We start from the raw sequence: 21333 nt of genomic DNA on the forward strand, positions 1-21333 counted from the left end.
ATTATTTATTTCTTTGATTAGAGGAACGGTTGGTTTTCTTGTTTCTTTGGCCCTGGTTCTGCGAGCGCTGCTGCTGGTGGCTGCTGTCCTGCTGCTTGGGGTTAGACTCGAACAGGTTGTTGCTCTCGATGTAGGCCAGGTCCATGTCCAGCTTGCCGTTGGAGATCTCACGGATATCGCCCAGGATGACGTCATCGGTGATATTGTCCTTGTTGTAAGACTTGTAAAGCGTCTTCATCAGTTTGCCGATGGAGATGATAGCCGCATCACGCTCGCGCGGGTCCGTCAGCTCAGTGGCGCGCTTTATCAGCAGCTCCACATTCTGGCCGTAGTGCTTATACCTTGGCGTGTCGAGCGGGTAGTCCATGGGCTGCGGCTTATCGTTCAGATACTCCATCGCGCTCAGCGGGTAAGGGGAGTCCACATCCAGGGTAGAGCCGGACATCACATACAGGTGGTTCCAGAGTTTCTGCTGGTAGTCCTGCGTATCGCGCAGCTGTGGGTTTAACTTAGCCATCAGGTTAATGAGCAGCTGCGACAGGCGCGTACGCTCTTGACGATCTTCCAGCCTGGTAATGTAGTTTACCAGGTCCTGTACGTTGCGGCCGTACTCCCGCAGCAATAGGTCTTGTTTAAAAGAGGTACTCGCTTCCATTTATCTCTATATATAAATTCAAAAATAGGGAATAATATCAAGTTTTGAATGAGTGATTGCGTGACTGCGTGAATTCTCTTCTGCTTAGCTCGCCCGACAGCAAAAAAGATAAATCGCAGCTTTCAGTAAACCTTGATTGCAGTACACGGAAATAATACGCCCTCATTCACTCATTCACAATTACCCATGTATGCGTAGCTTGGCAAAGCTCAGGAGCAGGGTTTTTTCGCCCACTTCCTCAAAGTTGATGATGGCCTTGGTGCTGTTGCCTTGCGTGTCCATTTTGGTTACTACGCCTAAACCGAATTTAGGGTGCTCTACTTTCATGCCTGCGGCCAGGTTGGAGGTGTCGCTGGGTTTAAAATCGGCTGGTGCGGTATAGTTGCTGGCGGCCTGCTTGCGCACCTGCGGCTGCACCAGGCTGCTGATGCTGCTCTTGCGCTCCAGCACCCGGTCAAATACATTGCCGGTGCCTGTGTGGGTCTCCCCATACTTAAAGTTGAGGTACTTCGGGTCAATCTCGTCCAGGAAGCGGCTCTTCTCGCAGGCCCTCAGGTTGCCCCATTGGTAACGGCTGGTGGCGTACGTTAAGTATAATTTTTTCTCGGCGCGGGTGATGGCCACGTAAAACAGGCGGCGCTCCTCCTCCAGGTCGGCGCGGGAATTAAGCATCATCTGGCTCGGGAAAAGGTTCTCCTCCATGCCCACGATAAACACATGCTTAAACTCCAGACCTTTGGCTGAGTGGATGGTCATCAGGGTCACAAACTCTCCGTCATCGGTGTCTTTTGTGTCCGCATCGGTTACCAGGGCAATGTCCTGCAGGAAGGCGGAGAGGCTTTTGTCTTCCTTCTCCGGGTCGTCCACATACTCTTTTATCGCGTTGAGCAGCTCCTGTATATTCTCATAACGGGCCAGGCCCTCCACGGTTTTATCCTGGTAGAGTTCATCCACGATGCCCGAGTGCTTGGCGATGTGCTTGGCTACCTCAAAGGCATCTGTGTTCTCGGCAATACGGGCAAAGTCGCGGATCATGATGGAGAAGTTCTCGATAGCCGTGCCCACGCGGTTGCCCAGGAACTCGGTGGCATTCTGCACCACCTCCCACACGCTGTGGTTGGTGTCGTTGGCTACCACAAACAGCTTCTGCTCGGTTGTCTCGCCAATGCCGCGCTTCGGGTAGTTGATCACGCGGCGCAGTGCCTGCTCATCGTTCGGGTTTACCGTCAGGCGCAGGTAGGCAATCATGTCCTTAATCTCCTTGCGCTGATAGAAGGAGAGGCCGCCCACAATTTTATACTTGATGTTCATGCGGCGCAGCGCCTCTTCCATGGCACGCGACTGGGCATTGGTGCGGTAAAGTATGGCGAAGTCGTTGTAGGAGAGGTGGTTGTTCATCTTCTCCTCAAAGATGCTGGTGGCCACCAGCTTGCCCTCCTCGTTATCGGAGTTGGCCTTCATCACCTCAATCAGCGGACCCTGCTCGTTATCGGTGAATACATCCTTGCGCAACTGTGCCGTGTTGTTTTTGATAACAGAGTTGGCCGCATGCACGATGTTCTTGGTGGAACGATAGTTCTGCTCCAGCTTAAATACTTCCAGCTCGGGGTAGTCGCGCTCAAAGTTGAGGATGTTCTGGATATCGGCCCCACGGAAAGCGTAGATGGACTGCGCATCGTCGCCTACCACCACGATGTTGCGGTTCTGAGCGGCCAGCTTGCGCGTGATCAGGTACTGCGAGTAGTTCGTGTCCTGATACTCGTCCACCATCACAAACTTAAAGATGTGCTGGTACTTGTTCAGCGCATCCGGGTGGTCGCGGAAAAGCACGTTGGTCTGGAAAAGCAGGTCGTCGAAGTCCATGGCACCGGCCTTAAAGCAGCGGTTCTGGTACTGCTCGTAGATCTTGCCGATTTTAGGGCGCATGGCAGCCTCGTCGTCGGCCTGGATAACCGGGTCGTTGAGGTACTGCTTGTGCGAGATCAGCTTGTTTTTGGCGGAGGAGATACGCCCCAGCACCACGTTGGGCTTGTAAAGCTTGTCGTCCAGGTTCATCTCCTTCACAATATTGCGAATGAGCGTCCGGGAGTCGTCAGTATCGTAAATCGTGAAGCTTTTAGGATAGCCAATTTTATCGGCCTCGGCACGAAGTATGCGCGAGAACACCGAGTGAAATGTGCCCATCCAGATGTTTTTGGCCTCGTTGCCGATTACCTTCTCAATACGGTGGCGCATTTCCTTGGCTGCCTTGTTAGTAAAGGTCAGGGCCAGAATGTTGAACGGGTCCACGCCGATGCTTATCAGGTGGGCAATCCGGTAGGTCAGTACCCGTGTTTTACCGGAGCCGGCACCCGCGATGATCATGGCAGGGCCTTCGGTGTGTAATACGGCCGCGCGCTGCGACTCATTCAGTAAGCTTATGTAATCCATTTCTTCTCTTCCGCGTGCTTAAAGTCTTTGCAAGTTACGAATACAATTCCTTTTTCAGAACCGCACCCTGTAACTTATAGCCGCCCTCAGGGAAAGTATAGAGTGGCTGTAATAGGAACACCTTTTGGAGCGAAAGCGTTTAGGGGTGGGGCAAGTATAAAGCCAAACCCGCGGGAGATTTGGTAGCATTTTTGATAAAGAGCCTGTAGCGTTATACTTTTGTGTAGCGCATAAGCTGTAATTAGACATACTTTGATAGACCTTTCCAAAAATACATACCGTTTGCCAGCCATGAAAAAGCTATTGATGCTGGGCCTGTTGGCTAGCCTCAGCCACCCGGGGCTAGCGCAGACAAAACCTGCCGGTACGGGCACATCCAAGCCCACCACTACTGCCTCCAAGCCTGCCTCAGTCCAGGGCAAAACGGCGGTAGCGGCTATAACGGCTACGCCTCCTCCGGTTATCCGGCGCGTGTGGCGCACCCCGGCCATGGACGAGGCCATGCATTATTATACTTCGCTTAACTTCCAGAAAGCCCAGGAAAAGTTCAGGGCCGCCGCTGCACAGGGCGAGCATGATGCCAACTACTTTTTGGGCCGTATGCACCAGTACCGCGAGCTGAAGTATGATTCCGTGGAGATTGACACCGTGAAGCAGATTCACGACCCGGAGAAGTATTTTGCAGCCAACCGCGACTCGGCGGACTATTATTATACCATGGCGCTGGACAGCGGGAGCGTGCTGGCCAACCTGGGCAAGGCGGAACTAATGACCCTGCGCAGCGATGACGACAAGCAGCAGTTCCTGCAGCGCATGCGCACGGCTGCCATCGTTATCCGGGAGAAGGCGGTGGACGGCGACGCGTTCTGTAACCGCATCCTGGGCAGCATGTATTACACCGGCTACGGCGAAATGCGGAACCATTCGCTAGCGGCCAATTACCTGCTCCGCGCGGCACAGGGAGGCGATGTGGTAGCTTATACTTCGCTGGCCAACCTTTACCTGAACGGGGAGGGTGTTGCCAAGGATAATGAGAAGGCCGTGTACTGGTTGCAGAAGGGCGTAGAGGCTGGCGAACGCGAGGCAATGTATACCATGGCGCTTTTGCTGGAGGAAGGCACCCTGGGTCAGGTGGAAATAGACAAGGCCCGCACCCTGTACCGCGAAGCCGTGGAAAAGGGCAGCGTGAACGCTTACGACCAATTGCTCTACATCAACCAGACGCCTGACCAGAAGGTGGTGATTGCGGCCATCAACCGTGACCCGCAGATGCTGGAGCGGGCGCTGGCCGCTGGCGGCAACCCGGATACCCAGGCCCAGCCCGACGACTACGAAACCAACCTGCAGCGGCGCACGCCCCTGATGCACGCCCTCTACCTGCCGATGCTGCTGGAGGACTATGGGGCAGAGTACGAGACAGGCGCGCGCCTGAAGGCAGCCAGCCTGCTGCTCCGCAAAGGCGCCGATATCAACGCCCAGGATTTGAACGGGAAAACTGCGCTGCATTATGTGGTAGGCAGCTCGCGCATCCGGGCCGAGTACTATGAGTTGGAGCAGGTGCAGTTGCTCGACACGTTGCTGGCTAACGGGGCCAACCCCAACATCAAGGACAAGGAAGGCAACACGGCCCTGGCACAGGCGCTTACCGCCACCATCGGGCAACACATTGGCATCATGGAACTGGAGAAGCTCCTGCAGTCCGGCGCTGACCCGAACGTGACCAACAACGAGGGCAAAACTCCGCTGATGATGGCCTGTAAGATAGATGCCAATTTTGAGATTATACTTGCCCTGCTGCAGGCCGGCGCCGATGTAACCATTACCGACAACGCAGGCATGGCCGCCATCGACTACACCAAGCACCAGAACGTGGAGAACATCCTGCTGGCTGCCGGCTCGCGCCAGAAGCTGCAGAAATAACGCGTTTCAAAGTATAAGTATAAAGTATGGGAGGCGCATTACATGCGCCTCCTTTTTGTTTCCGCCAGCCTTATTTGGCCTCCCGTTTAAACTTATTTATAGTTACCTTTGTCTTTCCATTATCAGGTGGTGCGCTTAGCGCTTCATCCGCCTTTATTCACCGTATAGAAAATGATAGTCCTTCAGAATACCGTTATCAGCGACGACGTGCGCGACCAGTTTTTTGTGTGCAACCTGGAGAAGTGTAAAGGGGCCTGCTGCGTGGAAGGCGACCTGGGCGCTCCCCTGGAGGAAGCCGAGCTGGAAATTCTGAAGGAAAGCTACGAGCACGTGAAGCCTTACATGTCGGAGGCGGGCGTGAAGGCGGTAGAAGAACAGGGGCTGTACATCAAGGACTGGGAGGGAGACTTCTCTACTCCAACCATCGGTAACCGCGAGTGCGCCTATGCCATCTACGATGAGAACAACACGCTGAAGTGCGCCATCGAACAAGCTTACTACGATGGTAAGATCAGCTGGAAAAAACCGATATCGTGCCACTTGTACCCCATCCGGATTACGAAGTATGACGGGTTTGAAGCCCTGAACTACGACCGCTGGGGCATCTGCAGTGCCGCCTGCAGCTTTGGTCAGGATTTGGGCGTGCGGGTTTACCAGTTCCTCAAGGAGCCGCTGATTCGCAAGTATGGCGAGTCGTGGTATGCGGAGCTGGAGCAGCTGATGGAGACGGAATCCCCATCTGTAAAATAACTTTGGGCAGCGCCGCCATCCGGCACCGTACTGCCTTTGAAGTGACCATTGTTTATACTTTCATCTTCCTCTTCGATATACTATGGCACTTATAACAGCGTATGGACTCAGCTTCTACAAGATAGAGGTTGATAATAGTAAGAGCCTGCTAAGCTCCGTATGGCAAAGGCCTGTCACGACGGAGGAACTGATTGCCGGCGGCACCAGGCTCTACGAAGCGCTGCGCGACACGCAGGCAGAAAAGGTTATTGCCGATGCCCGCCTCTTGGGCACCCTCTCTCCTGAGGCCAAAGAGTGGATGTCCGCTAAATTCTATGGGCTGCTCTCTCAGACAAGCCTTAAAAAAATTGCCAGGGTGCTGCCCCAGAACCTGTTCCCCAGGCTGGCGCTGGAGTCGGTTGTGACCAGGGCGGAGGCGCTGGGCGTGACCAGGTTTGAGGTGAAGAACTTTACAGACCCGCAGGAGGCGCTGGAATGGCTTCTGAAATAGTAAATCCACTATTTATCCGATTTTACAAACTGCCGTTTCCCGATGGCAGTTTTTTTATTTTAAACAAAAGTATAAGTTTTTTTTGCATCTTATTACGAAGTTATCGTATACTTACGAAAAGTTCGTAATAAATATGGAGCGATTAACTCAACCCGAAGAAGAGGCCATGCAGGTGCTGTGGCATTTAGGTGGCGGTTTTATAAAGGATGTGCTGGAGCAACTGCCCGAACCCAAGCCGCCTTATACTACGCTGGCCTCTACGGTAAAGAACCTGGAGCGCAAGGGATTTGTGCTGGGCGAAAAATTAGGCAACTCTTACCGCTACACCCCCCTGGTGAAGGCAGAAGACTACAGCAAGGAGTTTATGCGCAGTTTTGTGGGCAGCTACTTCCGCAACTCTTACAAGGAGGTGGTGTCCTTCTTTGCCAAGGAGCAGCAGATCAGCGCCGAGGAACTGAAGGAGATCATCAACATGATCGAGAAAGGGAAGGAGGACTGATATGCCGCCGCTTATACTTTACCTGCTCAAGGCCAACCTGGTGCTGCTGCTGTTCTTTATGGCCTACCGCCTGTGGCTGCGCCAACTGACCTTCTATACCTACAACCGCTTTTTCCTGCTGGCTGCCCTGGCCTTTTCAGCCACGTTACCACTGCTCGACATGTCATGGTTTTATGCAGAAGCGCCGCCACTGAGCAGCGGCTTTACCATCCCGCTGCCTGACTGGCCTGCGGATGCTGCTCCCGTGCAGGAGGCGGCACCGAACTACTGGTATTGGGTTTTGGTAACCTACCTGTCTGTGGTAGCTGTGCTGGCGTCCAAATTTATACTTCAGCTGTGCTCGCTCTGGAGCGTCCATACTTCGTCGGTGGCGGCAGCGTGGCAGGGGCAGGCGTACCGGGAGTTGCGCGAGGAGGCGGGGCCGTTCTCGTTTTGGCGCACGATTTACCTTAACCCGAGGCTGCATTCGGCAGAAGAGCTGCGGGCCTTGCTGCTGCACGAGCAGGCGCACGTGGGGCAGTTCCATACCTTGGATGTGCTGCTGGGGCAGCTGGCTACTATACTTTGCTGGTTTAACCCGGTGGCCTGGTGGCTGCAGCGCGACATGCGCCAGAACCTGGAGTTCCTGGCCGATGGGCAGGTGTTGCGGCAGGGGCTCGACCGAAGAGCGTACCAATATAGCCTGGTGCAGGTGGGGCGTCAGCCTCAGGGCAGCGGCCTGGTCATGAGTTTTAACTTCAACCATATAAAAACCAGAATTATGATGATGAACAAGCAAGAATCCAGTTCGCTGCAGAAGTTAAAGTACCTGCTGCTTTTCCCGGGCCTCCTTGTGCTGGCCTTGGTAGTGACCACTTCCAAAGCCGAAGTGCCCCTGCCTGCAGCAGTTAGTAGCTCCGTCACTCTAGAACAGCCTGCTTCCAAAGTATTGCCCGACAGCATCGTATACTTTGTGGACGGCAAGCGTACCCCGGCGGAAAGTATAAAAAACATCGACCCGAACCAGATTGATAAAGTGGATGTGCTGAAAGGGGAGAAGGCTCTGGAAAAGGTGAACGAGGTAGGAGTGAAAGGAGTGATAAACATTACCCTGAAGAAAAACGATGGAGCTCGCTCTACGGGTAAGGGTACCCGGGTGGATGCTTCAGTGTCGGCTGGGGATATGGTAAAAGCTGCCGAGAACCTTCCGCAGGATGCGGTGTACTTGCTCAATGACAAAGAGGCCAGCCTGCAGGAGATAAGAAAGCTTTCGCCGGAAAGTATAAAGGCCGTGAGTGTGGTAAAAGACAGCGACAAGATGGTGCAGAAGTATGGAGCAAAGGCGAAGAATGGTGTTGTGATGATCTACACCAAGTAAGGAAACGTCTGAAAGTATAAAAAGCCTGCCGGTGGAAGTATAACCGGCAGGCTTTTTTATGTACGGCGGACTTGCTAATACTTCCCAAGCTCAGGCAGCAGGACAAGGGAAAATTTCTCTTTGCGCGCCCTGGCTTCGGATGCCCAATGCCGGGCCTGCTCCACATTGCCCATGGCCTCATACACCACCGCCAGGTTGTAGGCGGCACGGGCAGCTTCCTTGCGGTTACTGCTTTCTGCTAAGGGCTCCAGCAGACTGATAGCCTTTTGCCAGTCTTGGACAGCCATGGCGCCAGCCGCTGCCCCAAAGCCTTTGGCCGAGTAATAGGGGCGGGCAAAGGCAACCGGCTGCGGCGAAAGGCGGCTCCAGTAGCGGTTGCCCGTGTGCCAGGCCAAATCGTTTACAGCCGGGCCTGCGTTTGCCATCGCGGGGCCAATGGCCAGCAGGCCGCTTATCACCCCCCGCGACTGGTAGGGTGCCTCCTGTATAAGTATAAACCTGTCCAGCTGCTGGCCGGTGCTGTCGTACAATGCCCAGGTGGAGGCAACTGCCAAGGTATAATAAGCCGTTTTAGACACATCGCCGTCCTCGTCCTGCTCCCGCACGGTTTCCTGGTGAAAGTAGGTATCAAAATGCTCCAGGGCGAGCAGCAGGTGGTGGGGTTGCCGGAAGTATACATCCTGCACCTGCTCCGGGCTCAACTTGCCGTTCATAACCGGGGTTCTGTAGTTGAGGGAGTCGGTAAACACCAGGTCGTAGGTATCGTCTTCCAGAATGGCATCAATGGCCCCCAGAAAGGCATGGTTAGCGCCGGCCTCAAAAACTGCCGTCTTTTTTGCCTGGTTAAACTCCTGCAGCTGCGGGTTATTCCGGTTGATGACTGCCACCTTCCATTGCTCCTGCGCCACCGGAACGGCGGCGGGCATGGTGGTGTCTACAAACAGCACCGAAGTGCAGCTCACCTGCACGGCAGCCAGCACAACGTACAGCAAGCGTATCGCCTTTTTCATAGAATGTTTTTGGGAAGTATAAACTGACTTTCAGGAGCGGAAGGTATAATAAAAAACCCCAGCTCGAAAGCCGGGGTCTCTGTATTTTTTATACTTGGAGCGGGATAACTAATCCAGCGAATTGAAGTCAAAGTCCTCCAGGTACTTGGTCGTGAAGTCGCCTTCCTTGAAGCCCTTGTCATCCATCAGTTTGAGGTGGAATGGAATGGTGGTTTTGATGCCTTCGATCACGAACTCGCTCAGGGCGCGCTTCATTTTCACCAGGGCCTCCTCACGTGTCTGTGCGCTCACGATCAGCTTGGCGATCATGGAGTCGTAGTTTGGTGGGATGGTGTAGCCGGAGTATACGTGCGAGTCGATACGAACGCCGTGGCCGCCGGGCATGTGCAGCGTCGTGATCTTGCCCGGGCTCGGGCGGAATCCGTTCTTCGGATCCTCGGCATTGATACGGCACTCGATGGCGTGCATTTTCGGGTAGTAGTTTTTACCGGTAATCTTCTCACCGGCCGCTACCTTTATCTGCTCCTTAATCAGGTCGTAGTCAATTACCTCCTCGGTAATCGGGTGCTCCACCTGAATACGCGTGTTCATCTCCATGAAGTAGAAGTCGCGGTTCTTGTCTACCAGGAACTCGATCGTGCCCACTCCCTCGTAATTGATGGCTTTGGCACCGGCAATAGCTGCCTGGCCCATGGCCTCGCGCAGTTCGTCGGTGATAAATGGGGAAGGAGTTTCCTCTACAAGCTTCTGGTGGCGGCGCTGAATGGAGCAATCGCGCTCCGAGAGGTGCGCTACGTTGCCGTACTGGTCGCCGATGAGCTGAATCTCGATATGACGCGGCTCTTCCACGAACTTTTCCAGGTACAGGCCGTCGTTGCCGAAGGCTGCCTTGGCTTCCGTGCGGGCGTCGTTCCAGGCTTTCTCGAACTCAGACTCGTTCTTAATGATGCGCATGCCGCGGCCACCACCACCGGCAGTTGCTTTGATGATAACCGGATACTTTATCTTTTTGGCAAGCTTGATGCCTTCCTCTACGTTTTTCAGTAGGCCCTCTGACCCAGGTATGGTCGGCACGCCCGCCTTCTTCATGGTGTCTTTGGCAGAGGACTTGTCGCCCATGGCGTTGATCATATCCGGCGTGGCACCGATAAACTTGATGCCGTTCTCAGCGCAGATACGCGAGAACTCCGCATTCTCAGAAAGGAAGCCGTAACCCGGGTGAATGGCGTCGGCATTGGTTATTTCTGCGGCGGCAATGATGTTCGGGATGTTCAGGTATGACTGCGCGCTGGGGGGAGGGCCAATGCATACTGCCTCATCAGCAAATCGCACGTGCAGGCTTTCCTTATCGGCAGTAGAGTATACGGCCACCGTTTTCACGCCCATTTCCTTACAGGTACGGATAATACGTAGGGCAATTTCGCCACGGTTGGCGATGAGTATCTTTTTAAACATAAGTCCAGATTAGGGGATTTGAAGATTTGGAAATGTGGAAATTCTACGTGTTAAAATGAGGAAGCGGAGCCTTTTTACAAGCGTCTCCACTTCCTCACGGTCACATCTTCAAACTTTCAAATTGATAGTTTAGCTAGGATCTACCAGGAACAGCGGCTGGTCGTACTCTACAGGAGAGGCGTTGTCTACCAGCACCTTCACAACTTTGCCTGATACCTCAGACTCGATCTCGTTGAACAGTTTCATGGCCTCGATGATGCAGATCACCTGGCCTTTTTTGATCTCGTCGCCTACGTTCACAAACACCGGCGTTTCAGGGCTGGAGGCGCGGTAGAACGTTCCGATCATAGGGGCCTTGATGGCGACATACTTGCTGTCGTCGGAGGCGGCTGGGGCAGCGGCAGGAGCCGGGGCGGCAGCAGGAGCGGCGGCCGGAGCAGCCTGAGGGGCAGCAGCCGGAGCTGGCGCAGCATGTGCGGCAGGCTCAGCACCCTTCACGTACGTTACCTTCTGGTCTGGATCGCGCTTAACCGAGATCTTAAATTCTTCTGTTTCAATGTTAACTTTATTCAGGCCGGATTTGGCGATAAAGTCAATAAGGTCCTGGATTTCTTTAGCTTTCATCTTAGTTATTTAACTCTTTCAGCGTATGAGTACGTACGAGTGTCTACTTTAATTTTTTCATCCTGGCCAATAAACAGCGGCACCTGGATGGTGGCACCTGTCTCCACGATTGCTGGTTTAGAAGCGTTGGTGGCCGTGTCGCCCTTAAGGCCTGGCTCCGTATAGGTAATGGTCAGCTCCACAAACGGCGGAATCTCGCAGGTAAGCGGCGTCTCTGTCTCCGCATGGAACAGGATAGTTACCTCCTGGCCTTCCTTCATCAGGTCGGCGAAAGGCACCATTTCCTCTGGCAGGGCCACCTGCTCAAATGTGTTCAGGTCCATAAAGTTGTAGCCCATGTCGTCCTTGTAAATGAACTGGTGCGGGCGTTGTTCTACACGGGCCGTCGTTATTTTATGACCGGCAGAGAAGGTGTTGTCAAGCATTTTGCCCGATCTTACGTTTCTAAGTCTTGTTCTTACAAACGCAGGGCCTTTGCCTGGCTTTACGTGCTGAAAATCAACGACCTGGTACAGGTCGTTGTTATATTCAATCACGAGACCGTTCTTAATATCAGCTGTGGTTGCCATATGAATTTAACTTAATGTCTTCTTAATAAGAGGGTAAAACTATATCTGATTTTGCTGTCTTGCAAAACAAAATTACGCATTCTGCTGAAAACATCGCTAAAAAAGATATTCGTCCAAATGCTAATCACCTCTGTTACACTTCGCTAACCTGCTCTTGCAAGATCTTGTTACGTTGTAGCTCGTGTGGTGTCTGGTTTTGCTGCCGTGCCTGCTTCAGACGCAGCATGGTTAAAGCAGCCAGCAGCGCCATGGTCCCAAACGTATAAATGGAAATGGACTCCAGAAAACGGTACAGCTCTCCGCCCATCAGGTCCCTGATGTTAATTCCTACGAGCACGCAGCCTGCCACCGTCAGTACCTTTGCCACCTTAGGGAGCCCGGCAAAGTGGTAGAGCAGGAGCACCATGCAGGGAAGGGTGAACAGGAAAGCATTCAGGCTGGTGACGGCAAACAGCGGGATAAAAGCGACGAGTACCGCCACATCGTAGACGGTGCGCTGCCGTAGCCCGGCGCCGGCTCTTACAAAGTATAGGATATAGAGGGCGATAAGCGCCAGCAAGCTGAGTTGGTATACTTTAATGGTAGCCTCGCTGGTAAGTATAAACTGCAGCGGCGTATAACGCGCCAGGACAGAGAAAATGGTATGGTTGCCGCTCTGCAGCAGGTCCTGCTTGGCGCCCAGTTCGATGAGCAGCTCCTGAAACCAGCCATTATATAAACCGGCAAATGCCTCTGCGGAAGGGTACAGCACAAACGGCAGCAAGCCCAGCAACACTACTGTTATAGCTGTTGCCAGCAGGGCACTGAAATTTTTCCTGAGCACCAGGTAAGGCAGGAAAATGAGTCCGAAGGGCTTGATAAACAAACTGGCGGCCAGTATGGCGCCTACTGCCACATGCTGCTCTCTTCGCCAGCATACCAGCAGGAGTATGTAGAGGGCCAGCAGCACAAAGTTAACCTGCCCCAGGTGCCACTCGCGGTGCACATGCGCGCCCACTGCCAGAAAAGCCAGCAGCAGCACGGTGTTCTTCTGTTTTGCCCGAGTTGTGGTATCATCATGGGCTGCCATTTGAAACAGCACCTGCAGCACGGCTACTGTAAGGAACAGCAATAAAAGCCAGAAGAAGATCTTAGCGGCTGAAAAGGGCAAAAGCGTCAGCGGGATAAAGTATAGGCCCGCAGTGGGGGAGTATTTGTAGACATAGTGCCCGTCCGCCTCGATGCGGTAGATTTCTTCACCCTGCAGCATCCGGGCAGCGGTTCTGTAGTATACTTCTAGGTCGTGCATCCAGAAGCGCTCGTTGATGATCTCTCCAATCAGAAGTATGATACCGGCAAGTACAATGGCAATGGCCCAAGCGTTTTGGGCAGCGAGGAGTTTTTTGGCTGGCATGTTAAGTTTGTTTGCAGGCCGGCTATACTTGCCGACGCTTATTCTGTTGTTGTTATTGGTAGTAAACCTAGTCGGAACTACAATAATAGCGGTATTTTGGCAATGTTTCTATAACCGGTGGTATAAAAGCGCTAAAATGGAGAGGATGTATACCTGGGCTTGGGGATGGGAAGTTTTGCCGCGTCGGTTTGATTCCTGTAGCTTTGTATACTTAACCTTAAGTACATTCTTTAAAGTATAAATCTGCTATGATACACCCAGATCTTGCCTCCGTTAAAGCGCTGCTCGATGATCGGGTGGAGAAGTATAACAAGCCCGACTTTATCCCCAACGACCCGGTTTCGATTCCGCACCGTTTCTCTAAAAAGCAGGACATTGAGATTAGCGGTTTTTTTGCAGCCATACTTGCCTGGGGCCAGCGCAAGACCATCATCAATAATTGCATCAAGCTGATGGAACTGATGGACAACGCGCCGCACGATTTTATACTCCATCACCAGGAGCAGGATTTGCAGCGGCTGCTCGGTTTCAAGCACCGCACCTTTAACGATACCGACCTGCTATACTTGCTGCACTTTTTCCGGTGGTACTACAGCCGGCACGAGAGCCTGGAGAGCGCCTTTACGGGGGATCAAAATGAGCTAACGACCCAACGGGACAGGCTGGTATACTTTCATAACCTGGTGTTCAGCCTGGAGGATGCCCCGCAGCGTACCCGCAAGCACATCGCCACCCCCGCCCGCAAATCGGCCTGCAAGCGGCTGAACATGTACCTGCGCTGGATGGTGCGGCAGGATAAGGGCGGCGTGGATTTTGGCATCTGGAAGAACATTCCCATGGGCGACTTGGTTTGTCCTTGTGATGTGCACGTGGAGCGGGTAGCCCGCCGCCTGGGGCTCATCACGCGCAAAGGCATGGACTGGGATACGGCCGAGGAACTGACGGCCCACCTGCGCGCTTTCGACCCTGCTGACCCGGTAAAGTATGACTATGCGCTCTTTGGGCTGGGAGTAGAGGAGAAGTTCTGATGTTTCGCAAGAACATAGGCTGAGTCTGATCAGTGTCAGGTAGTCCCCAGGGCCATTTATACCCAAGCTTTGGATACGGTATACACAAACCGGATGGGGGGAGGGCCGTACATGCAAGTATGCCTATTGTGTTGGTCTATAACTACATAGGCTAGCTGTGCAACATGAAAAGCTTGTGGCAAAGTACATCTTTTGAAGTATAAACTCCGCTACTCCAAGAGCCTGGAGGCACAGCAGTAATATGGCAAGAGCTTAAGAATTGAAGTATGAACACACCTACACAACAGACAGGGAGTAAAGCGCCATCATCCACCGGCAATGCGCCAGTCAATGCCAACAAAAAAAATCCCATGCCTCCCAGCAGAACCTGGCTCTGGTTTTTAGGCCTGCTCTTGCTCAATTATTTTATCGCGAAGTCTTTTTTCCCCGGTGCATCGGAGCCGGTTAAGGTTCCTTACACCCTTTTTAAGGAAGAAGTAGCCAAGGACAATGTAAAGGCCATTTACACCAAGGGCGAACTCATATCAGGACAGTTTATTCAGGAGGTAAGCTACAGGCCGCAGGATGCGGACAGTACCGCGAAAATTGAGGCGGTGCCGGTCACCCACTTCGCTACCATTGTGCCTTCCTTTGTCGATCCCGGCCTTGAAGAATTGTTGATTGAGCACGGTGTCGAGATTCGGGCGGAGCCAATCCAGGAAGCGCCCAACCCATTGTTATCTTTTCTCTCCCTCTTCGGCCCGGCCTTGATCATCATCGGTTTTTACATCTGGATGTACAGGCGGGCGAAAAGCCAGGCCGGCATGGGGATGGGCGGTTTTATGGGTATCGGGAAAAGCGGCGCCAAGCGCTTCGACAAGGAAACACAGAAACGGGTAACGTTCGATGATGTGGCCGGCATTGATGAGGCGGAAAACGAGCTGGTGGAAATCGTGGATTTTCTGAAGAACCCTAAAAAGTATACCCGCCTGGGTGGTGCCGCACCAAAGGGCGTTTTGCTGATTGGCTCGCCCGGCACTGGAAAAACCCTGCTGGCCCGTGCCGTGGCAGGGGAGGCGGGCGTGCCTTTCTTCTCTATGAGCGCCTCGGAGTTTGTGGAGATGATTGTGGGCGTGGGTGCCGCCAGGGTGCGCGACCTCTTTAAACAGGCGCGCGAGCATGCACCGGCCATTATTTTTATAGATGAGCTGGACTCCATTGGTCGTGCCCGCGGACAACAGGCCGTTGGCGGAGCCAGCGAACAGGAGCAAACCCTGAACCAGATACTCACCGAAATGGACGGCTTCGACAGCAAGGAAGGGGTTATTGTGCTGGCGGCCACCAACCAGCCCGATGTGCTCGACAAGGCCTTGCTCCGGCCGGGGCGCTTCGACAGGCGCGTGGTCGTGAACCTGCCGGACAAGACCGGACGGGAGGCGATATTAAAAGTGCATACGCGTAACGTTCCGCTGGCGCCGGAGGTGCAGCTGCATGAAGTAGCCGCCGCCACGCCCGGCTTTTCCGGGGCGGATATACGCAACCTGGTGAATGAAGCAGCCCTGCTGGCAGCCCGCCGAAATCAGGATGTAGTGACCCTTAAAGATTTTTTTGATGCCCTGGAAAAGATTGTGCTGGGACCGGAACGCCCGCTGCTCCTGAGCTTCGATGACCGGGAACGGATTGCCTATCACGAAGGCGGCCACGCGATTCTGGGCCTAGTGGTTCCTGGCGCCGACCCCGTAAACCGCGTAACCATTGTGCCGCGTGGCCAGGCGCTCGGTGTCACCTACCAGCGTCCTGACAGTGATCGATACAACTATTCTGAAGAGTACCTGCACGGCAAAATCATCGGTATATTGGGAGGCCGGTCGGCGGAGGAGATTGTGTACGGCAACCGTACCACCGGCGCTGAGAACGATATTGAGCAGGCGACCAACCTGGCCCGCTCAATGGTTACCCGTTGGGGCATGAACGACAAGCTGGGCATGGTACAACTGGCCCCGCGCCAGAACCAGTTCCTGGGCGGCAGCAGCGGGTATGCAGGCGCTAAACCATTCAGCGAGGCAACAGCCCAGGCGGTAGATGAAGAGGTACTGCGTATTATCAACGAGGCCCACAAAGAAGCGCAGCGCCTGCTGGTAAAATACCGGAAAGAGCTGGATGCGCTGGCGCATGCCTTGCTGGAACGCGAAACGCTGGATGAGCAGGAGATCTTACAGGTTGCCGGACTTCCTCCGGCCCCGCCGCTGCTAAGCCGGAAGGTTATCGAGGCCAACTCCTGACAGGTGCTGTTGAAAATAGTAAAAGCTAGATTCTCCCTTTGATGACAAACAAGCACGGGAGTACGTAATTTACGAACGCAGTTCAAGGGTGAGGTGTTAGGATCTTGCAGATGACTTTTGCCGTTGGCTTTACACCCCTATAGACTCTTAGTCGCAAGTTTCGACTCTCGTCTCACTTGTCCTCAAGGGGACAGTTATCTGTAGAACTTAACTGAGCTGCTTCGTTGGAAGGAGTAGGGATGATTTAATTGCAACTGAGTTTACTAAGTATAAAAGGCAGGCCGCTGAATTTGTTACAGCGGCCTGCCTTTTATACTTTATACTTTCACCTTCCTACTGATCCCACCAAAGCGGTAAGGAAAGGTCGGTTACGTCTGGCGTGTTCGGGTTCTTGGATGCCTCACCGGAAGGGTAAGCCACCCGCCGGATAAAGGTTGGCAAAGCAGCACCCGCTGGCAGGGTGAAGTTGGCATACTGGTAATCGTAGCGGCGGGCGTCGTTCCAGGCTTCCGGGTTCAGGTAGGTTACCACATACTTCTCCTGGAAAATCCTGTCGAGCGTTAGCTCGGACGCGCTTTGGGCTACGGCAGAACTGCTCAAATATGCATCAGCGTCCGCTTGTGCTACTTCCAGCAGCTCCATACTTGCCCGGATAGCTTCGCGGTATGCTTCGAAGGCCCTGTCCAGCTGGCCAGCCCGGAAGGCGGCCTCTGCCTCAATCAGCTTCACCTCTGGGTAGGACACGATAATCAGCGGTGATTCGTCTCCGGTAAGCGGGGAATTGCGGGAGATATAGTTTTCATCCTTAACGGTGTTATTGGCCGGTCCAACGTTGCCGGTTCCGTTAGGGGTGCCTACAAAGTCGCCATTTACGGTTGGGTCCGTGATTTGCTCCAGGCGCGGGTCAAACACGCCGTACGAGGTGCCGTCCAGGTGCTGTATCAGTTGCTCGGAAAGCCAGCCACCCAATAGGTTGCCCGCGTTGCTCAGCGCCACGGCTGCCCATGGGTTACGCGTCTGGAAAACTCCCATCTCAGCGTTGTCCGCGTTAGAAGTATAGGAATTGTCCACTGCCTCCAGCACCGCCTGCGGGTTATAGAAAGAGGTGCCGCTGAGCTTGTTCAGCTGCCTTGCCTTTAGGGCATAGGCAGTTTTTACCCAGTTCGCCACGTTGCCCTCGTGTATTACATCGCTGGTAGCAATCAGCCGCACGGTGGACTCGGGTTTCTGCAGTTCCACAATCGCCTCGTCCAGCAGCTGGGTGGTCACATCGTACAGGTTCGCCTCATCATCAAAAGCAGGCGTCAAGGTGATGTTGGCAAAGGCTTCGGAGTAGGGCGCATCCCCCCACATATCGTTGACCAGGGACAGGTGGTAGGCCATCAGGACATTGGCCACGCCTACATACTCTGTAGCCCCCTGCTCGATGGCCAGCTGGCGCATATCGTAAATATCAGCCATGGCCCAGTAAAGCGCATCCCAGGTGCCGGTATAATCGGTGATCTGGTAAGTGTCTGAAGAACCGCCCGCCGAGGGACTGGCCAGGTACTGCACAAAGTAGGAGGTGATGTTGCTGACCAGGTAGCTGTTGATGCCGGTTTTGTGCGTGGTGGTGGTCAGCAGGGTGGGCAAAGGCGGATTGGGAACCAGGTTCGGGTTATCCTCCTTGTCAAAATAATCTTCGCAGCCCTGCAGGCCTGCTACTGCCCCCATAATGGCGAAGGCAAGTATATATCGGAAGATCTTTCTCATATCTGTATTAGTTAAAGGCCAATGTTTAAGGTGAACAGGTAGCTGCGCACGGCAGGATAGGTAAAGCCTGAGAAGCCATCCACGTTGCTGCCGCTAGGCGAGAAGCTCGTTTCCGGGTCAAAGCCTTTGTAGTCGGTGGACAGCCAGAGGTTATTGCCGGTAAAGGATAAGGCGGCGTTGCGGATGAAGATGCTGTCGAACCACTGCTGCGGCAGGCTGTAGCGCAGCGTCAGGGAGCGCAGGCGCACCCAGGAGGCATCCTCCACAAAGTTTTCGGATACGCCCCGGTAATGGTTTCTGTAGTAACCGTTGCCGTAGTCCACGCCATCGGGGCCTACGCCTTGGCCCAGCCATACTTCCTTGGTGTTCGGTGTGCCGTCAGAGAGTACCCCGTCAAATACACGTGTTTGGTTGCGGTCTTCGGTATACTCGGCTATACCAAAGGCGGCGAAGAAGTTGTCCATCTGGTTATACTTCTCCAGGCCCACGCGGGCGTCCAGCAAGGCAGTCAGGCTGAGCCCCTTGTAGGTAAAGGTGTTCGTGAAGCCGCCGATCCAGTCGGGTTGCGAGTTGCCCAGCAGTTTCTGGCTCGACAGTGGCGCCCGTACCGGGAAGCCGTTCGCCCCAATCACAATCGGGCGCGACTCGTCGATAAAGAGCGGGTCTTCCTCCTCTCCCGGACCGTAGTAGCGCTGCCAGTGCGAGCCGTAGATATTGCCGTACGGCTGCCCTTCAATCAGTTTCATGGTCACGGTGGATCCCACATAGCCAAACTGTGAGGCATAGGTTACTTCCTCCAGCCCTTCCGGCAGGCTCAAGATCTTGTTTCGGTTGGCCGAGAAGATAAGTTTGGTGTCCCAGTTAAAGTTAGTGGTGCGCACCGGGGTGGCGTTCAGGACAATCTCAACGCCTTTGTTGCGCATCTTTCCGGCGTTGATGGCCGCCCGCACATAGCCCGTGGTGCTGGCCACATCTATGTTGAGGATTTGGTCCTTGCTCAGGGAGTAGTAATAGGTAAAGTCAAAGCCGATGCGGTTATCCAGGAACGACATCTCCAGGCCCGCCTCATAAGTATTGGTGAATTCGGGCTTTAACTCCCGGTTGCCCAGCAAGGCAGCGCGCGTCGCCCCGGTATAGCCTGTCGGCAGGCTGGTGTAGGGGGCATAGCCTGAGGAAATAGAGTAAGGGGAGGCGTCCTTGCCGATTTGGGCGTACGAGAGCCTTACCTTGGTCTGGTTGATGAATTCGGGCAGCTCCAGGTGCTCGGAGGCAATGTAACTTATACTTGCCGAAGGGTAAAAGAAAGAACGCTTGGCCTTGGCCAAGGAGGAGGTAATGTCGTTTCTGCCGGTCAGCGTCAGGAACAGGAAGTCACCATAGTCAAAGGAGGCCTCCCCGAAGATGCCCATCAGCCGGTACTCGCTCTCATTCTCTGAAGAGGAGAGGAACCTGGCATTGGAGAGCTTGAAAAAGTCGAACACGGACAGTTCCTCACCCTGCACGCCAAAGCTCTTGATGTACTCGTCGTACAGTTCGTGGCCCACGCGTACCGTGGCATTAAACTGGTCGCCAAACGATTTGTTTAAGGAGGCAATGAAGGTGGAGTTAATGGACCTGAACTTGGTGGTGTACTCGTGCACGAAGCCCTGGCCATTTTCATCCAGCAGCCGCTCGTCCGGAACATTTCTGGGGCCCGGAGCGGTGCGGGTGCGGTCATCGGTATAGGTATCCAGGCCGATGCGGTAGTTAAAGTCGAGCCAGCTAAGTGGCTTATAGCTAAAGTTTAACCCTCCTATAAAACGGCTTACGTCGTCTTCGAACTGGTTGGTGGAGGCGGCGTAGATCGGGTTGTCGTTGCCGTAGGATTGCATGGTGCCATCGGGCTTCACGTAGTCCCGCACGTCCCAGCGCGGTGACCAGTAGCTCAGCATTTCGTTGAAGCGGTCGGCGTTGTAGCGCTTGCCTCCGGAGCGGATATAGTTGAAGTTACCGCCGGTGCTGAACTTTTCACTGAGTTTGACTTCTGTGTTCAGGCGGGCTGAGGTGTTCTGGTAATCGGTGAAGGGCAATACCCCCTCATGGTCCAGGCGGGAAAGGGAGGACGAGAAGGTGATGGCATCGGTTCCTCCCGAGAAGGTGAGCGTGTTACGGAACTGGTTTCCCGTTTCATAGGCATCCTCAAAGTGGTTGTAGATTCCCTCCGGGTGGGTTGGGTCAATTTGCCGCGCCTCTTGCCAGGTGGGGCCCCAGGAGGGCCAGAAGCTGGTAGGATCGTACTCGCCGGTATAGCCCTGGGTATAAGTATCCTGTATCTTCGGGAATTTGTTTACTTCCTCCCAGCCGGCGGTGCTTGTAAAGTTCACGCGCATTTCTCCCTTCTGCCCGGATTTGGTGGTGATAACGACTACGCCGTTGGCGCCCCGAAGCCCGTAAAGCGCGGTAGCCGCGCCGCCACGCAGGATGTTTATACTTTCAATGTCATCGGGGTTGAGGTCGGCGAGGCGGTTACTCATGCCGCGCAGTTCGGCGCCCTCGCCAAAAGTGGAGGTGGAGTTGTTTACCTGAATTCCATCAATTACAAAGAGCGGCTGGTTAGGCCGGTTAGGGTCGATGGAGTTGATACCACGTATCTGGATGTTGGCACCCTGGCCCGGCGCGCCCCCGGTGCTGGAGATGGTAACCCCCGCTACTTTGCCCTGCATGGCATTGAGCACGTTGGGCTGGCGGTTTTGTACCAGTTCCTCTGTCCGCACTTCTTGCGCGGCATAGCCCAGGGCTTTTTTCTCGCGCGTAATGCCCAGCGCCGTTACCACCACCTCATCCAGTTGCTGGGTATCGGTGGCCATGACCACGTTAACCTGGCGCTGGTTCCCCACACGGACTTCCTGAATCCTGTAGCCAAGAAAACGGAACTCCAGGATGGACTCATCACTGGGCACATTAAGCGTGAACCTGCCATCAGCGTCGGTGGTAGTGCCGATGGTGGTGCCTTTCACGGTTACGCTAACGCCGGGCAAGGGCATGCCCTCATCGGCTCCTGTAACCCTGCCGCTCACGGTGTTTTCCTGGGCCAAGGCGGGTACCCAGCAACACATCAGCAGCAATACAAGAAGGGTAAAACTGTTTCTCATAGGAATATT

Annotated in this window: 16 protein-coding genes; 7 read left to right on the forward strand and 9 right to left on the reverse strand. The window is 54.2% G+C overall.

Features of this window, described 5'->3' with window-relative positions; translation table 11 throughout:
• Position 1 precedes the first annotated feature (1 nt).
• Both C8N40_RS18510 and C8N40_RS18515 read right to left on the reverse strand, forming a co-directional pair.
• On the reverse strand, positions 2-655 hold the full coding sequence (locus C8N40_RS18510; RefSeq protein WP_108213301.1) for a DUF4290 domain-containing protein: 654 nt from the start codon (positions 653-655) through the stop codon (positions 2-4).
• 180 nt (positions 656-835) lie between these two features.
• Positions 836-3085 carry an ATP-dependent helicase gene (locus C8N40_RS18515; RefSeq protein WP_108213302.1) on the reverse strand — a complete coding sequence of 750 codons (2250 nt, stop codon included), beginning with the start codon at positions 3083-3085 and terminating at the stop codon, positions 836-838.
• Between the two features lie 291 nt (positions 3086-3376).
• On the opposite strand from C8N40_RS18515, the gene C8N40_RS18520 reads away from it, so the two are divergent.
• From C8N40_RS18520 to C8N40_RS18540, 5 genes are all read left to right on the forward strand, one after another.
• Positions 3377-5005 carry an ankyrin repeat domain-containing protein gene (locus C8N40_RS18520; protein WP_108213303.1) on the forward strand — a complete coding sequence of 543 codons (1629 nt, stop codon included), beginning with the start codon at positions 3377-3379 and terminating at the stop codon, positions 5003-5005.
• 171 nt (positions 5006-5176) lie between these two features.
• A complete protein-coding gene (locus C8N40_RS18525; RefSeq protein ID WP_108213304.1) occupies positions 5177-5755 on the forward strand; it encodes a DUF3109 family protein in 579 nt (192 codons plus the stop codon).
• Positions 5756-5837: 82 nt separating this feature from the next.
• Positions 5838-6245 carry a hypothetical protein gene (locus tag C8N40_RS18530; RefSeq protein ID WP_108213305.1) on the forward strand — a complete coding sequence of 136 codons (408 nt, stop codon included), beginning with the start codon at positions 5838-5840 and terminating at the stop codon, positions 6243-6245.
• Positions 6246-6378: 133 nt separating this feature from the next.
• Positions 6379-6744 carry a BlaI/MecI/CopY family transcriptional regulator gene (locus tag C8N40_RS18535; protein ID WP_108213306.1) on the forward strand — a complete coding sequence of 122 codons (366 nt, stop codon included), beginning with the start codon at positions 6379-6381 and terminating at the stop codon, positions 6742-6744.
• 1 nt (position 6745) lies between these two features.
• Positions 6746-8101: a M56 family metallopeptidase gene (locus C8N40_RS18540; protein ID WP_108213307.1), complete on the forward strand. Its 1356-nt coding sequence runs from the start codon at positions 6746-6748 to the stop codon at positions 8099-8101.
• A 74-nt stretch (positions 8102-8175) separates the two neighbouring features.
• Here the strand turns inward: C8N40_RS18540 and C8N40_RS18545 are convergent, their stop codons facing one another.
• The 5 genes from C8N40_RS18545 to C8N40_RS18565 form a co-directional block, all read right to left on the reverse strand.
• A complete protein-coding gene (locus C8N40_RS18545; protein WP_108213308.1) occupies positions 8176-9111 on the reverse strand; it encodes a DUF6340 family protein in 936 nt (311 codons plus the stop codon).
• A gap of 108 nt (positions 9112-9219) precedes the next feature.
• Positions 9220-10566 carry an acetyl-CoA carboxylase biotin carboxylase subunit gene (gene accC / locus C8N40_RS18550; RefSeq protein WP_108213309.1) on the reverse strand — a complete coding sequence of 449 codons (1347 nt, stop codon included), beginning with the start codon at positions 10564-10566 and terminating at the stop codon, positions 9220-9222.
• Positions 10567-10695: 129 nt separating this feature from the next.
• A complete protein-coding gene (accB, locus tag C8N40_RS18555; RefSeq protein ID WP_108213310.1) occupies positions 10696-11190 on the reverse strand; it encodes an acetyl-CoA carboxylase biotin carboxyl carrier protein in 495 nt (164 codons plus the stop codon).
• A 5-nt stretch (positions 11191-11195) separates the two neighbouring features.
• Positions 11196-11759 carry an elongation factor P gene (efp, locus tag C8N40_RS18560; protein ID WP_108213311.1) on the reverse strand — a complete coding sequence of 188 codons (564 nt, stop codon included), beginning with the start codon at positions 11757-11759 and terminating at the stop codon, positions 11196-11198.
• 133 nt (positions 11760-11892) lie between these two features.
• Positions 11893-13152, reverse strand: coding sequence for a glycosyltransferase family 87 protein (locus tag C8N40_RS18565; RefSeq protein WP_108213312.1), 1260 nt, complete (start codon positions 13150-13152; stop codon positions 11893-11895).
• A 248-nt stretch (positions 13153-13400) separates the two neighbouring features.
• Here C8N40_RS18565 and C8N40_RS18570 point away from each other — a divergent pair, with 248 nt between their 5' ends.
• Positions 13401-14180, forward strand: a complete 780-nt coding sequence (locus C8N40_RS18570; RefSeq protein WP_170114148.1) for a TIGR02757 family protein — start codon at positions 13401-13403, stop codon at positions 14178-14180.
• A gap of 266 nt (positions 14181-14446) precedes the next feature.
• On the forward strand, positions 14447-16441 hold the full coding sequence (gene ftsH / locus C8N40_RS18575) for an ATP-dependent zinc metalloprotease FtsH (protein ID WP_108213313.1): 1995 nt from the start codon (positions 14447-14449) through the stop codon (positions 16439-16441).
• A gap of 333 nt (positions 16442-16774) precedes the next feature.
• Here ftsH and C8N40_RS18580 read toward each other — a convergent pair whose 3' ends face one another.
• Together C8N40_RS18580 and C8N40_RS18585 are read right to left on the reverse strand one after the other, a co-directional pair.
• On the reverse strand, positions 16775-18193 hold the full coding sequence (locus C8N40_RS18580) for a SusD/RagB family nutrient-binding outer membrane lipoprotein (RefSeq protein WP_108213314.1): 1419 nt from the start codon (positions 18191-18193) through the stop codon (positions 16775-16777).
• 11 nt (positions 18194-18204) lie between these two features.
• Positions 18205-21324 carry a SusC/RagA family TonB-linked outer membrane protein gene (locus C8N40_RS18585; protein ID WP_108213315.1) on the reverse strand — a complete coding sequence of 1040 codons (3120 nt, stop codon included), beginning with the start codon at positions 21322-21324 and terminating at the stop codon, positions 18205-18207.
• Positions 21325-21333: the final 9 nt, after the last annotated feature.

Source organism: Pontibacter mucosus (assembly GCF_003054055.1).
Taxonomy (GTDB): Bacteria; Bacteroidota; Bacteroidia; order Cytophagales; family Hymenobacteraceae; genus Pontibacter; species Pontibacter mucosus.